The organism is Micromonospora globispora (genome assembly GCF_003857015.1).
GTDB lineage: Bacteria > Actinomycetota > Actinomycetes > Mycobacteriales > Micromonosporaceae > Micromonospora > Micromonospora globispora.
In genome coordinates, this window is sequence record NZ_QGGF01000280.1 from 1 (window position 1) to 14044 (window position 14044).

The window sequence follows — 14044 nt, forward strand, 5'->3', positions numbered from 1 at the left end:
GGGTCGACCCGGCCCTGGTGCACCACTACTTCGGCACCAAGGAGGAGCTGTTCCGGGCCACCATGGAGGTGCCGATCGATCCGGCGCAGCTGCTGCCCTCCGTGCTGTCCGGCGGCCGCGAGGGGGTCGGGGAACGCCTGGTCCGGACCTTCCTCGGGGTCTGGGACTCTCCCGCCGGCACCCCGGCGGTCGCCCTGCTGCGGTCGGCGGTCAACAACGAGTGGACCGCCCGGCTGCTGCGCGAGTTCCTGGTCACCCAGGTGCTCCGCCGGGTACTCGACCACCTCGATCTCGACCCGGCCGAGCTGCCACTGCGCGGTTCGTTGGTGGCCACCCAGATGATCGGCTTGGGCATGATGCGGTACGTCATCCGCCTCGAACCGGTCGCGTCCGCGCCGGTCGAGACGCTGGTGGCGGCGATCGGCCCCACCGTGCAGCGCTACCTCACCGGCGATCTCGACGCCTGAGCCTGCGGGCTGCGCGGGCTCGGGCTGCGGCGGGTCATCACTGACCGTGACCTCCGCGGAGGGCAACGCGCCGATGAGCGATACCTGAGCGTCATATTTATGCCTCTCAGGTATATCGCTTCCCAGGCATATAGTCGCTGCCCGGACCGAGCCGGGGCGGGGCCGAGCCGGGCCGAGGGCCAGGCCAAGCCGGTGGCGGCCAGGCAGAGGCGGGGGCCGAGCCGGGCGGCGACACGTCGGCTAGCGGGTCTGCTCCAGCCAGGAGGCGTAGAGCAGGCCGTAGACCGAGTCCGGGTCCTTCACCAGCTCGTCGTGCGGGCCACGCTGCACGATCCGGCCCCGGTCCACCACGATCACCTCGTCGGCGGCCTGCGCGGTGGAGAGCCGGTGCGCGATGGCCAGGGTGGTCCGGCCCCGGGTCACCGCGTCCAGGGTGCGCTGGAGGCGGACCTCGGTGGCCGGGTCGACCGCGGAGGTCGCCTCGTCCAGCACCAGCAGGTCCGGGTCGGCGACGTACGCCCGGGCCAGCGCGACGAGCTGCCGCTCCCCCACGCTCAGCGCCTCGCCCCGTTCCCCGACCGGGGTGTCCAGCCCGGCCGGCAGCCCGTCCAGCCAGTCGGCCAGGCCCAGCTCACCGAAGGCGATGGTGAGCTGCTCGTCGGTCAGCTCCGGCCGGGCGAAGCGGACGTTCTCGCCGACGGTGGCGTCGAAGAGGAAGCCGTCCTGCGGCACCATCACCACCCGGGAGCGCAGCGACTCGAACCGCACCTCGCGCAGCGGCACCCCGGAGAGCAGCACCTCGCCGGCCGTCGGGTCCATCAGCCGGGTGAGCAGCTTGGCGAAGGTGGTCTTGCCGCTGCCCGTCTCGCCGACCACGGCGACCCGGCTCTTCGCCGGGATCTCCAGGCTCACGTCGTGCAGCACCGGCGGCCCGCCCGGGTACGCGAAGGTCACCCCGGCGAAGCGGATGTCCAGCGGGCCCGGCGGCAGCTCCCGTCCCTGCTCCCCCGGGTCGGCCACGTCCGGGGCGACGTCCAGCACGTCGAGCACCCGCCGCCAGCCGGCGATCGCGTTCTGCGCCTCGTTGAGCACCTCGGTGGCGATCTGCACCGGCTGGATGAAGAGGGTGACCAGGAAGAGGAACGCGGTGAGCTGGCCGATGGACAGCGAGCCGTCCACGCCGAGGATCACCCCGAGGACGACCACGCCGGCGAGCGCCAGCCCGGCGGCCAGCTCCCCCACCGAGCTGCCCAAGATGCTGATCCGGATGGCCCGCTGCTGGGCCTGCCGCTGCCCCTCGATCGCCGCGTCCAGCCGCCGGGCGGTCCGTCCGGCGATCCCGTACGCGCGGATCACCGGGGCGCCCACCACGCTCTCCCCGATGGTGCCGAGCAGGGTGCCCATCCGCTGCCGGACCAGCCCGTACGCGGCCGCGAGGCGGCGCTGGAGCAGCCGGATCACCAGTACCGCCGGGGCGAACGCGCCGAGCACCACCAGGGTCAGCTGCCACGAGTACGCGAGCATGACGGCCGTGGTGATCACGAGCTGACCGAGGTTGACGATCAGGATCACCCCGCCCCACTGGAGGAACTGGGTGATCTGGTCGACGTCGCTGGTGACCCGGGAGACCAGCGAGCCCCGCCGTTCGGACTGCTGGTGCAGCATCGACAGGTCGTGCACGTGCCGGAAGGCCCGAGTCCGCACCCCGGCCAGGGCGGTCTCACTGACCGTGAAGAGCCGGCGCATCATCAGGTACCCGCAGGTGGTGGTGATCGCCAGGACGGCCGCGGTAATGGCGACCACCGTGGCGACGACGCCCATGTCGGGCCCGCCCTCGACGGTGAGGCCGTTGTCGATGCCGCGCTGGACGGCGACCGGGACGGCCACCCGGCCGACCATGTAGACCAGCGCCAGCACGACGGTGCCGGCCAGCCCGGTCTTCAGCTCCGGGGAGAGCGCCAGCCCGCGCCGCAGCGTCCGCCAGGTCGACTCGGCCTGCTCCGTCGGCCGCTCGGCCTCCACGTCGGTCGCGCTCGCGCTCACCGGTCAACCTCGACTTCCAGGCCGGAGGTCAGCGGGGTGACCTCGTCGTACGTCCGGGTCTGCTCGCGGTCGTGCTCCGCCTGCTCGTACGCCGTCACCAGGTCGGCGTAGCCGGGGACGGTGGCGAGCAGGTCGGGGTGGGTGCCGCGGGCGATCACCCGGCCCTGCTCGACGTAGATCACCTCGTCGGCGAGGGCGATGGTGGCCCGCCGGTACGCGACCACCAGGATCGACGCGGCGGCGCCCGTGTCCCCGGTCGGGGCGCGCAGCCCGGCCAGGATGGCCGCCTCCACCCGGGGGTCGACGGCGCTGGTGGCGTCGTCGAGCACCAGCAGCCGGGGCCGGCCGGCGAGCGCCCGGGCCAGGGTGAGCCGCTGCCGCTGGCCGCCGGAGAGCGAGGTGCCCCGCTCGCCGACCATGGTGTCCAACCCGTCGGGCAGGGCCGCGACGAAACCGTCCGCCTCGGCCAGCCGGAGCGCCGCCCAGACCTCCTCGTCACCGATGCCGGGCCGGTCCAGGGTGATGTTGGCCCGGACGGTGTCGTCGAAGACGAACGGCACCTGGGCGACCAGGGCGACCGTCGAGGCGAGCGAGGCGGCGGTGAGGTCGCGGACGTCGACGCCGTCCAGCGTGACGGTGCCGGAGCGCGGGTCGACCAGCCGGACGGCGAGCGAGGCGATCGTCGACTTGCCGGCCCCGGTCGGGCCGACCAGGGCGACCGTCTTCCCGGCCGGCACGGTGAAGGAGACCGCGCCGAGCACCTCGGTGCCGGGCAGGTGCGCCTCGGCCGGCTCGTACCCGAAGTGGACGTCGTGGAAGGCGAGCGTGGCCGGCGTCGGCTCAGCCGGATCGAGCGTCCGCTCGCCGTACGGCATCTCGCCGGTCGCGTCGAGCACCCGGGCCACCCGGTCCCAGCCGGCGACGCTGCGCGGCAGCTCGGCCAGCACCCAGCCGATGGCCCGCACCGGGAAGGCCAGCACGGTGAAGAGGAACGCGACGCTGACCAGCTCGGTGACGCTGATCGCGCCCTGCCGCAGCCGGAGCGCTCCGACCACGAGCACGGCGAGGGTGCCGAGGCTGGGCAGGGTCTCCAGCATCGGGTCGAAGACGCCGCGCAGCCGGCCGACGGAGATCAGGGCGTCCCGCAGCTCCCCGGCCCGGGCGGCGAACCGGACGGTCTCCTGGGCCTCGCGGCCCATCGTCTTGACCACCAGCGCGCCATCGAAGCTCTCGTGGGCGATGCCGCTGACCTCGGCGCGCAGCCGCTGGGCGCGGGCCTGCCGAGGCGCCATCCGCCGCGAGTAGACCACGTTGAGCGCGAAGAGCGCGGGGAAGACGGCCAGCCCGACCAGGGCGAGCGCCCAGTCGGTGAGGAAGAGCGAGACCACCGCGCCGACCAGCATCACCACGGTGCCGACCGCGAACGGCAGCGGCGCGATCGGGTACCAGGCGGCCTCGACGTCGGAGTTGGCGTTGGAGAGCAGGGTGCCGGTGGCGTTGCGGTGGTGCCAGGAGAGCGGCAGGTCCAGGTAGCGCCGGGTGACCCGGCGGCGGTAGGCGGCCTGGAGCCGGTACTGCATGTAGCCGGCGCCGAGCCGGCGGCCGAAGATGCCGACCACCCGCAGCACGCTGATGCCGAACAGGGCCGCCGCGGCGAGGGCGAGTGCGCCCGCCGGGACCGAGCCGCGGGCGATCGCCGGGACCACCACCTCGCCGACCACCCCGCCGACCACGTACGCGCTGGCGATCACGAGGAGGCCGAAGAGCACGCTGCCGGTCACCGCGACCGCGAAGATCCGCGGCTGTTCCCGGATGGCCCGGCCGAGGACCCGCAGTCCCCTGCCGAGGACGTCCCGACTTGTCCCGCTCGCCACGCTCTCCCCCGCCGTAAGCCGCAAATTATCTCCCTCATCCTTACCGGTCCGGGCCAGCTCCGCCGAGCCGGAGTGGATATGTCCACCGTCACGTTCACGGGCAGCCACGCCGACCAGGGCATCCGGTGCCCTGGGGCCGTCGTCTCCGTACCCGGTGCGGCCCGCCGCGCCACGCCGGGCGCGCCAGACGCCCTCGCGGCCCTACGATCGGGCCATGCCGCGGTATGCCCGATCGGAGCGCGAGGCGCTCGCCGACCTGCTGCTGGACCTGGGACCGGAGGCGCCGACGATCAACGACGGGTGGACCACCCGTGATCTCGCGGCGCACCTGATCGTCCGGGAGCGCCGACCGGACGCCGCCGGTGGCATCCTGCTGCCGCCGCTGCGCCGGTACGGCGAGGCGGTCCGCCGGCGGATCGCCGCCCGCCCGTACCCGCAGCTGGTGGCGCAGGTGCGCCGGCCGCCGGTGTGGAGTCCGCTGAGCAACCCGCTCACCGACGAGTTCGTCAACGCCATGGAGTTCTTCATCCATCACGAGGATGTACGCCGGGCGCGATCGGGGTGGCTGCCCCGGGATCTGCCGGCTGGGCTGCAGGCGGTGCTCTGGAAGCGGGCCGCGCTGCTGGCCCGGGTGGCGCTGCGCCGGTTCCCGGCGGATCTGCTCGTCCAGGCGCCCGGGTTCGGCGAGGTGACCGTCGGGCGGGGCGGGGACCGGCTGCGGCTGGTCGGCGCCCCGGGCGAGCTGACCCTGTTCCTCTCCGGCCGGCAACGGGTGGCCCGGGTGCAGGTGGACGGGCCGGCCGCGCCGGCGGAGCGGCTGCGGTCGGCGAGCCTCGGCCTCTGAGCGACCGGCCCGTACCGGTCACCGCAGAATGTGGAAACCGTTCTGCCCAGTGATGGGGACCGATTCCTGCTGCCGTACGCTGCTGCCCGCCGCCCCACCCGGGGCGACGCGACAGGGAGCACCGATGCGGAGCTTCGCGGTCACGGCACTGCGCGAACCCCCCTTCCCGGCGCGCCGGCACGCCGCCGTCGACCAGGTCGCCGAGGAGAGCGCCGGCTGGGCGGGTGACCTGGGCCTGGTGCACACCCCGGCCGGGCTGCGTCGGCTTCGCGGTGCGCACCCGGCGGAGCTCGCCGGCCGGGCCTGCCCGGTGGCGCCGGTGGACCGGTTGCGCCTGCTCACCGACCTGATCACCTGGCTCTTCGTGATGGACGACGCCTGCGACGAGGACGGGCTCGGTGCCAGCCCGACGCGGCTCGCCCCCACAGTGGCGCACCTGCTGGCGGTGCTGGACCGGCACGGCGATTCAGCACCGCCACCGGTCACGGCCGGCCCGCTCGCCGTCGCGCTGGACGACCTCTGCCGGCGGGTCCGCGCCCACCACCGGCCCGCCCTCCTCCTCCGCCTGGTCGGTCAGCTCCGCGAGTACCTGCTGGCGCTGCTCTGGGAGGCGGCCAACCGGGAGCACCGGCGGGTGCCGGGGGTGGCCGAGTACCTCCAGATGCGCCGGCACACCGGCGGCGCCCGACCCAGCTTCACGCTCACCGACCTGGCGCACGGCAGGCTGCCGGGGCCGGACCGGCGGGCCGACCCGGCGCTGGCCGACCTGGACGCCCTCGCCGCCGATCTGGTCTGCTGGTGCAACGACCTCTTCTCCTACGGCAAGGAGCGGAGCACCGCGCCGGACGGGCACAACCTGGTCACCACGATCGCCGGCGAGACCGGCCAGGACGAGGCGGCCGCGGTGCGGGCGGCGGCCGCCCGGTTCAACCAGGGCCTGTCGACGTACGTCGAGCGGGACGCCGCGCTGGCCCGGGCCGGGGACGAGTCGGTGCGGGCCTTCCTGGCCACCCGGCGCAACTGGATCCGGGCCACCTACGACTGGTCGCTGGCCGCCACCCGGTACGCGTGACCGCTCATCCCACCCGACGGGACGACCCCGTCCGAGGGCGGCGGGGCTAGCCGATGGCCGGGTGCAGGCAATACTCTTCGGTAACCGCAAAATGGCGTGACCCCCGTCACGTCTCCACCCCTGAAGGCGGCTACAGCGATGGCTCTCGATGTACCGTACCGCTCCATCCCCGACATGTTCCTCAAGCGCGTGGCGGCGACCCCCGACCGCCACGCCTTCGCCTACCCGGCGCCCGACGACTCGGGACCGGTCTGGCTGAGCTGGGTGCAGGTCGGTCAACGCGCCAAGGCGGTCGCCGCCGGACTGCACGGGCTCGGCGTCGGCCTGGAGAACCCGGTGGCGATCCTGGCGAACACCCGGCTCGACTGGGTGATCGCCGACTTCGGCATCATGTGCGCGGGTGGGGCGACCACCACCGTCTACCCGACCACCGAACCCGAGGACGCGACGTACATCATCGCCGACTCCGGCTCGCGGGTGCTCTTCGCCGAGAACCCGGCCCAGGCGGCGAAGATCGCCGGTGCCGACCTGCCGGCGCTCACCCACGTGGTGCTCTTCGACGGTGCCCCCGACCCGGACGCCGCCGTACCGCAGCTCACCATGGCCGAGCTGGAGGAGCGCGGGGCGCGGGCCCTGGAGGCCGAGCCCGACCTGATCGACATGCTGGTCGCCGGCATCGGCCCGGACCACCTGGCCACCCTGATCTACACCTCCGGCACCACGGGCCGGCCCAAGGGTGTCGAGCTGCTGCACGGCGGCTGGTGCTGGGAGGGGGTGGCGCAGGCGGAACTCGGGCTGCTCCGCGAGGACGACCTCCAGTACCTCTGGCTGCCGCTGTCCCACTCGTTCGGCAAGACCCTGCTCTGCGGCGCCACCCACGTCGGCCTGCCGACCTACGTGGACGGCCGGGTGGACAAGCTGGTCGACCTGCTCGCCGTGGTGAAGCCGACGCTGATGTGCGGCGCGCCCCGGGTCTTCGAAAAGGTCTACAACAAGGCGGTCACCACGGCTCAGGACGCCGGCGGCGCGAAGGCGAAGATCTTCGCCTGGGGGGTGCGGACCGGCAAGGAGAAGGTCGCCCTCGAGCAGGCCGGCAAGCCGGTCCCGGCCGGGCTGAAGCTGAAGTACGCGCTGGCCGAGAAGCTGGTGTTCAGCAAGCTCCAGGCCCGCCTCGGCGGCCGGATCCGGGTGCTGGTCTCCGGCGCGGCCCCGCTGAGCCCGGAGATCGCCACCTTCTTCGCCGCCGCCAACCTGCCCATCTCCGAGGGGTACGGCCTCACCGAGACCAGCGCCGGCAACTTCGTGAACCCGCCGGACGGGCTGCGGATCGGCACGGTCGGCAAGGCGATGGGCGACCTGGAGTGCAGGATCGACACCGACGGCGAGATCCTGGTCCGCGGCAGGCCGGTGATGCGCGGCTACCACAACCTGCCCGAGGAGACCGCCGCCGCGTTCACCGAGGACGGCTTCTTCCGTACCGGTGACATCGGCAGCCTGGACGACGACGGCTACCTGCGCATCACCGACCGGAAGAAGGACCTGGTCAAGACCTCGGGCGGCAAGTACATCGCGCCGTCGCACATCGAGGGCATGTTCAAGGCGATCTGCCCGTACACCTCGCAGGCCGTCGTGATCGGTCAGGCCCGGAACTACTGCACCATGCTGGTCACCCTCGACCCGGACGCGATCAAGGGTTGGGCGGCCGGCGGCCCCCTGGAGGGCCGCGACTACGCCGAGATCGTCGCCTCCCCGGAGGCGAAGGCGATGGTCGAGGGCTACGTCGAGGAGCTCAACGGCAAGCTCAACCGCTGGGAGACGATCAAGAAGGTCTGCATCCTCCCCCGCGATCTCACCATCGAGCACGGTGAGATCACCCCGTCGCTGAAGATCAAGCGGCGGGGCGTGGAGAGCAACTTCGCCTCCGAGATCGACAAGATGTACGAGGGCACGCTGGCCGAGCTCTGACCCACCCCCGGCCCACCGGCGGCCGTGCCCCACCGTCCCGGGGCACGGCCGCCGGTCCGTCCGGCGCCGGTCAGAGGTGGCGCCGGCGCCATTCGCTCTGTTCCGCCTCGGCGGCAAGCTGCTCCTCCAGCGCCACCTGGCGGACCCGCGCCCGGTGTCCCGCCTCGGTCACCGTCTGGGCCCCGGCCAACAGGACGCAGACCAGGGCGAGCAGCCCCAGCGCGACCATCTCCGGCAGCGGCCTGACGACCGGGACCAGCCCGACGATCAGCACCACCGCGGTCAGCGGCACCCAGCGGACGATCCGCAGCGCCCGCAGCGCCAGGGCGCCGAGCGACACCAGGTAGAGCACCACCCCGCCGTAGAGGGTCAGCAGGTCGAACCGGCTCAGCGGATCGCCCCAGCGCGGCGTGGACGGCTCCGCCACGTGGGCCAACAGGCCCTTGAGCCCGAGGGCGAAGAAGATGATCCCGGCGATCATCGGCAGGTGCAGATAGGTGTACGCGTCCCGGGCCAGGGCGATCCGCGCCCGAGGCTCCCGGGTCCGGTGCAGCAGCTGTTCGACGGCGAGCGCCAGCGTGTCGAAGTACGCCCACCACAGCACCGAGGCCACCGCGATGCCGCAGACCGCGGCGACCACGACCGCCCAGGTCAGCGGCAGGCCGGCGATGAACTGCGGTCCCAGACCCAGGGAGATGATCGTCTCGCCGAGCGCGACGAGGATGATCAGGGCGTGCCGCTCGGCCCAGTGGCCGGACGACACCACCTGCCAGCCGACGCCGCCCACCAGCAGGCCGACGCCGTACTCGACGAAGATGGCGGCGAGCCAGAACGCCAGCCGGATGAGGGCCTCGGCCGACCCGTCGGCGAGGCGCTGCGGGACCACCCCGGCGGCGACCAGCAGGACGGTCGCCACCAGCACCGGCAGGGCCAGCACCAGCCAGCGCCGGCGCAGCTCCGGGTCGGCCCGGGACACCCAGCCGAGGACCGCCACCTGCGTACCGCGGACCAGCAGGTAGCAGCCGGCGAAGACCAGCGGACCGGGCAGCCCGCCCGGCCGGTCGGTGAACGCTTCCGGCAGGGTCAGCGCCAGCAGGAAGGCGGCCGCCACGGTGGTGAACCCGACCACCGGAAGGACACCCTGGTCGGTGCGGACCACATTGCCCAGCCCGGCGAAGCCGCTCCAGCACCACCAGAGCAGGGCTAGTCCCAGCAGGGCCCGGACCACGGAGTGGACGCTCGGATAGGTCGCGGTCAGCGTCGTGACGTTGAGGAACGCGAAGACGAAGACCAGGTCGTAGAAGAGTTCCAGCCGGGTGGCCCGGGAGCCCGGTGCGCCCGGCCGGACGCCGCGCGACCATCGGGCACCGCCCCCACCGTTCGCCACCCGGGCAGTCTCCCAGCCGGACATCGCCGGAGACGGGCGATCCGGCCAGCTCAGCCGCCCGGCCCGGCCGGCTGGTGCCCGGGCGGCCCGCCGGCGCCGTGCTCGTCGAGGAAGGCGTCCCGCAGGGCCCGGCGCGCCTCGCCGAAGAGCACCACCTCGGCCACGATCATGGCGGCGCACACCAGCGCCAGCAGCCCGAGCGCGGCCAGCGCCGGCAGGTGGTCGGCCACCGGCAGCAGCGCCACCAGGAGCACCATCGCCACCACCCGGGGCCAGTTCACCGAGCCCATGTTGCGCAGCCGGAAGCCCAGGTGTCCGAGCAGATAGATGATCACTCCGCCGTAGAGAGCGAGCAGGCCCAGGCCGTGCAGCGGGTCGCTGAGCCGGTGCTCGGTGCCGTCGCCGACGTACCCGAGGACCTTCTTGAAGCCGAGCGCGAGCAGGATGATCCCGGCGACCATCGGCAGGTGGAGGTAGGTGTAGGAGTCCCGGCCCAGGGCGGCGCGCTCGGCGCCCTCGGCCCGTTGCAGCACCCGCTCGGCGGCGATCGCCACCACGTCGAAGTACGCCCACCAGAGGGCGGCGGCCACCACGATGCCGAGCACCGAGGCGACGATGATCGGCCAGGAGATGGGCAGCGCGGTGACGCCGACGCCGATCGCCACCAGCGACTCGCCCAGCGCCACGATGATGATCAGGCCGTGCCGCTCGGTCCAGTGCGCGGCCGAGTAGATCCGCCAACCCCGCGCGCCGATGGCCATGATGCCGCCGTAGTCGATGGCGAGGGCGAGTACCCAAAGCAGGGTGCGGATGGTGCCGACCCGCTGCGGGTCGTCCGTCAACTGCTCGGGCAGCAGCGCCGCGGAGAAGAGCAGGGTCGCCCCGCCCAGCATCGGCAGGGCGGCGCGGACCACCTGCCGGCGCAGGCCGGCGTCGCCGCGGGCCGCGTACCAGTAGATGACCAGGTGCAGCACCCGGACCACCAGGTAGCAGGCGGCGAAGACCACCGGGCCGGAGAGCCCGCCGGGCAGGTCGCTGAACGCCTCCGGGATGGTGGCCGCGACCACGAACATGGTCGCCATGACGGCGAAGAGGGCCAGCCGCACCACGCCCTCGTCGGCCCGTACGGTGTTGCCGAGCCAGGAGTAGCAGCACCAGCACCACCAGAGCAGGGCCAGCACCAGCAGGCCGTGCAGCAGCCCGCGCCCGGTCAGGTCGGCGGCCATCAGCGCGGTCACCTGGGTGAGCGCGTAGACGAAGACCAGGTCGAAGAAGAGCTCCAGCGGGGTGACCGTGGACCCCTCGGTCATCACCCGCATCCGCGGCGCGCGCCGCGTGCCGTCCGTCACGGCGCACAGTCTGGCAGCCGGCGGCCCGGCCCGGCGTCCCCGAACGCCCGGCACGCCGGTCGGCCCGGGTCGGCGTCAGGCGATGACGGAGGGCTCCCGCCACTGCGGTCGCCCGGCGCGGTCGAGGTCGTACCGGACCGCGGCGAGCCGGCCGACGGCCTCCACCAGGTCCCCGGCGGGCAGCGTGAAGGGCAGCCGCAGGAATCGCTCCAGCGTGCCGTCCAGGCCGAACCGGGGGCCGGGCGCGAGTCGTACGCCCACCTCCTCGGCGGCCCGGGCGAGGGCGCTGGAGATCGGGCCGTCGAGTTCGACCCAGAGCGTCACCCCGCCGCGCGGTACGGCGACCCGCCAGTCGGGCAACCGCTCGGTCAGGGCGCCGATCAGCGCGTCCCGCTGCGCAGCGAGCTGGGCCCGTCGGGCGGCCACGATGGTCGGCGCGTCGGCCAGCAGGTGCACCGCGACCAGCTGGTCCAGCACCGGGCTGGCCATGTCCACGCCGACCCGCGCGGCGGCCAGGCGCTGCACCTGCGGGGCCGAGGCGCGGACCCAGCCGATCCGCAGCCCGCCCCAGTACGGCTTGCTCATCCCGCCGATGGAGATCACCCGGGAGTGCCGGTCGAAGGTGGCGACGGGCGGCGGCAGTTCGGTGCCGTCCAGCGGGAGGTCCACGAAGGACTCGTCGATGACCAGGTCGGTGCCCGCGGAGTGGGCCGCGCCGACGAGCCGTTCGCGCAGCTCGGTCGGCATCAGGTGGCCGGTCGGGTTCTGGAACTCGGGGATCAGGTACGCCAGTTTGGGCCGGCTCTGCCGGATGCTGCCCAGCAGCAGGTCGGCGTCCCAGCCGGCACCGCCGGCGGCGAGGCCGTGGGTGGTGATCCGGGCCCGCCGGGCGGAGAGCGCAGCCAGCGCGTTCGGATAGGTCGGGGATTCGACCAGCACTCCCCCGCCGGGCGAGAGGGCCAGCCGCAGCACCAGGTCCAGCGCGTGCTGGGTGCCGCTGGTGACCATGATCTGCTCGGGGCTGGTGGGCAGGCCTCGCTCGGTGTACGACCGGGCGACCGCCTCGCGCAGCTCGATGATCCCGGTCGGGTGGTAGCCGGCGCCGCCCAGGTAGCGCGGCAGGTCCTCGGCGGCGGCCCGGGCGGCGGGGACGAGCTGGGCCGGAGCGGCCAGCGCGGCCACCCCGAGGTCGATCATGTCCCGGTCGTCCTGCGGGGTCCACAGCCCGGTGCTGGCCACCCGGTGGGTGCCGGGGAGCATGGTCCAGCTGCCGGCCCCCCGCCGGCTGGCCAGGTGGCCGCTCTCCCGCAGCTCCCGGTACGCGGCGGTGACCGTGGTCCGGCTGATCTGGAGCGCCTCCGCCAGCTCCCGCTCGGCCGGCAGGCGTACCCCGAGGGGCAGCCGGCCGTCGGCAAGCAGGCCGCGGACCGCGGCGGCCAGCGCGGCGTAGTCCGGGCTGCGCCGGCGGCCGGGCAGCGCGTGCCACTGACCGAGGAGTCGAGCCAATTGGGGACCACGCACCTGACTCGTCATGGCCACCCCTCCCTAATTGGCTCTTCTCTCGGCGAGATTGGCCCCTAGGGTGGCATGCATGGCAGCGATTGGCAATCTCCGGTACCGGCCGGCCCGGCGGCTCACCCAGCTCTACGTCGGGCTCGCGCTCTACGGCGTGAGCATGGCCCTGATGATCCGGTCCGGGCTCGGCCTCGACCCCTGGGACGTCTTCCACCAGGGGCTCGCCCGCCAGACCGGGCTCTCCTTCGGCACGGTAACCATCGCGGTCGGCGCCGTCGTCCTGCTGCTCTGGATCCCGCTGCGGCAGCGTCCCGGCCTCGGCACGATCAGCAACGTGGTGGTGATCGGCCTGGTGGTGGACGCCACCCTGGCGCTGCTGCCGGCCGGTGGACCGCTGCCGCTCCGGATCGCCCTGCTCGTGGTCGGGATCGTCGCCAACGGCGCCGCCACCGGGCTGTACATCGGTGCGCACCTCGGCCCCGGCCCGCGCGACGGCCTGATGACCGGATACGTCGCCCGCCGGCCCGGCCGGTCCATCCGTCTCGTCCGGACGGTCATCGAGGTGACCGTGCTGGCGCTCGGCTGGCTGCTCGGCGGCACGGTCGGTGCCGGCACCGTCGCCTACGCGCTCGCCATCGGACCGCTGGCCCAGTTCTTCATCCCGCTCTTCGCGGTGGCTCCCCAGCCCGTCGCGTCCGAGTCCCCGGCGACCGCCGGGCCGGCGGTCGTCCACCCGACCGGAACCGCCCGACCGGCGAGCGAGGCCGCCTGAACGCGGTCATCACCGGGCGTGATTGGCCGGTCAACTGACAGCCACCGGTCCGGACCCGGCGACCCCGCGCTGAGCTGCGGGTATGTCCTATCGGGAAACCAGGTGTTTTCTCCGCCGCCAGGGCCGGGCATCATTCCTGTATGGGGGAGAACGGATGGCGCTGGACCGACGCCTGGATCTTCGTCTCACTGGTCATCGCGAGCGGTGCCGGCCGGCACCGCCGGTCGGCCACGACCCGCCGGCCCGAGGGTGTCCGGCTGGCTGACGTCCTCTCCACCGCCGACCACCTCAACAGCTCCATTCCGGAACGGCACGAGGTGGAGGGCGCGGTCCGCCGGCTCGTCGGCGCGGGGCTGGTCAGCGTCTCCGACGGCTGGTTCCGGATCACCCCGGACGGCGAACGGCTCTGGCGCACCCGGCCCAGCGCCGGGCTGGCGACCACCGTGGACACCGTGCAGGGGGTGCTGAGCCGCCGGCACACCCCGGGCCCCGCCGACTGGAGCCTCGACGAGGACGACCACGCCGCGGCAGTGCAGGAGTACGTGGTCCGGTCCATCCCGGCCCCCCGCCGCTCCCCGGAGGGACGCTCCGGCCGCGGGTGACGGCCTCCCGAGGAGGCTCTGCCCACGGAGACGAGAGCTGCCTGCGCCGCGCCGCCCCGGGCAACCGAGTGGTGGGCGCGAGCACGTGCTTGCGCCGCGCCGGGTCCGGGCGCGGCAGCCGGGCGGTCGGCCGGCTTCGGCGCCGCCCCAGCAC

The 14044-nt window shown here is 73.7% G+C and carries 11 protein-coding genes; 6 read left to right on the forward strand and 5 right to left on the reverse strand.

Features of this window, described 5'->3' with window-relative positions:
- Positions 1-467 (forward strand): TetR/AcrR family transcriptional regulator (locus DKL51_RS13175; RefSeq protein WP_148097782.1); only part of this gene is annotated, 467 nt, incomplete at its 5' end.
- A gap of 240 nt (positions 468-707) precedes the next feature.
- On the opposite strand, the gene DKL51_RS13180 is transcribed toward DKL51_RS13175, so the two are convergent.
- Together DKL51_RS13180 and DKL51_RS13185 are read right to left on the reverse strand one after the other, a co-directional pair.
- Entirely contained in the window at positions 708-2489 is a 1782-nt protein-coding gene (locus tag DKL51_RS13180) for an ABC transporter ATP-binding protein (protein ID WP_109966686.1), read from the reverse strand.
- Between the two features lie 17 nt (positions 2490-2506).
- A complete protein-coding gene (locus tag DKL51_RS13185; protein WP_124812095.1) occupies positions 2507-4384 on the reverse strand; it encodes an ABC transporter ATP-binding protein in 1878 nt (625 codons plus the stop codon).
- A gap of 214 nt (positions 4385-4598) precedes the next feature.
- On the opposite strand from DKL51_RS13185, the gene DKL51_RS13190 reads away from it, so the two are divergent.
- From DKL51_RS13190 to DKL51_RS13200, 3 genes are all read left to right on the forward strand, one after another.
- Positions 4599-5228 (forward strand): TIGR03085 family metal-binding protein, encoded by a 630-nt coding sequence (locus DKL51_RS13190; RefSeq protein ID WP_124812096.1) that lies wholly within the window; start codon positions 4599-4601, stop codon positions 5226-5228.
- Positions 5229-5352: 124 nt separating this feature from the next.
- Positions 5353-6300: a terpene synthase family protein gene (locus DKL51_RS13195; RefSeq protein ID WP_124812097.1), complete on the forward strand. Its 948-nt coding sequence runs from the start codon at positions 5353-5355 to the stop codon at positions 6298-6300.
- Between the two features lie 138 nt (positions 6301-6438).
- Positions 6439-8265: an AMP-dependent synthetase/ligase gene (locus DKL51_RS13200; RefSeq protein ID WP_109965483.1), complete on the forward strand. Its 1827-nt coding sequence runs from the start codon at positions 6439-6441 to the stop codon at positions 8263-8265.
- 70 nt (positions 8266-8335) lie between these two features.
- Here the strand turns inward: DKL51_RS13200 and DKL51_RS13205 are convergent, their stop codons facing one another.
- The 3 genes from DKL51_RS13205 to yczR all read right to left on the reverse strand — a co-directional run bounded on the left by DKL51_RS13205 (position 8336) and on the right by yczR (position 12534).
- A complete protein-coding gene (locus DKL51_RS13205; protein WP_109965484.1) occupies positions 8336-9676 on the reverse strand; it encodes a low temperature requirement protein A in 1341 nt (446 codons plus the stop codon).
- A 26-nt stretch (positions 9677-9702) separates the two neighbouring features.
- A complete protein-coding gene (locus tag DKL51_RS13210; RefSeq protein WP_221623170.1) occupies positions 9703-11001 on the reverse strand; it encodes a low temperature requirement protein A in 1299 nt (432 codons plus the stop codon).
- A gap of 75 nt (positions 11002-11076) precedes the next feature.
- A complete protein-coding gene (gene yczR / locus DKL51_RS13215; protein WP_109966612.1) occupies positions 11077-12534 on the reverse strand; it encodes a MocR-like transcription factor YczR in 1458 nt (485 codons plus the stop codon).
- Positions 12535-12592: 58 nt separating this feature from the next.
- Here yczR and yczE point away from each other — a divergent pair, with 58 nt between their 5' ends.
- Entirely contained in the window at positions 12593-13288 is a 696-nt protein-coding gene (gene yczE, locus DKL51_RS13220) for a membrane protein YczE (protein WP_109966611.1), read from the forward strand.
- Between the two features lie 140 nt (positions 13289-13428).
- Positions 13429-13890 (forward strand): hypothetical protein, encoded by a 462-nt coding sequence (locus tag DKL51_RS13225; protein ID WP_109966610.1) that lies wholly within the window; start codon positions 13429-13431, stop codon positions 13888-13890.
- The last annotated feature ends 154 nt before the right edge of the window (positions 13891-14044 follow it).

What these genes read in the sequence shown, in the direction of transcription:
- DKL51_RS13190 (WP_124812096.1), top strand. Translation starts at nt 4,599, where the DNA reads ATGCCGCGGTATGCCCGATCGGAGCGCGAGGCGCTCGCCGACCTGCTG.
- DKL51_RS13195 (WP_124812097.1), top strand. Translation starts at nt 5,353, where the DNA reads ATGCGGAGCTTCGCGGTCACGGCACTGCGCGAACCCCCCTTCCCGGCG.
- DKL51_RS13200 (WP_109965483.1), top strand. Translation starts at nt 6,439, where the DNA reads ATGGCTCTCGATGTACCGTACCGCTCCATCCCCGACATGTTCCTCAAG.
- DKL51_RS13205 (WP_109965484.1), bottom strand. Translation starts at nt 9,676, where the DNA reads ATGTCCGGCTGGGAGACTGCCCGGGTGGCGAACGGTGGGGGCGGTGCC.
- yczR (WP_109966612.1), bottom strand. Translation starts at nt 12,534, where the DNA reads ATGACGAGTCAGGTGCGTGGTCCCCAATTGGCTCGACTCCTCGGTCAG.
- yczE (WP_109966611.1), top strand. Translation starts at nt 12,593, where the DNA reads ATGGCAGCGATTGGCAATCTCCGGTACCGGCCGGCCCGGCGGCTCACC.
- DKL51_RS13225 (WP_109966610.1), top strand. Translation starts at nt 13,429, where the DNA reads ATGGGGGAGAACGGATGGCGCTGGACCGACGCCTGGATCTTCGTCTCA.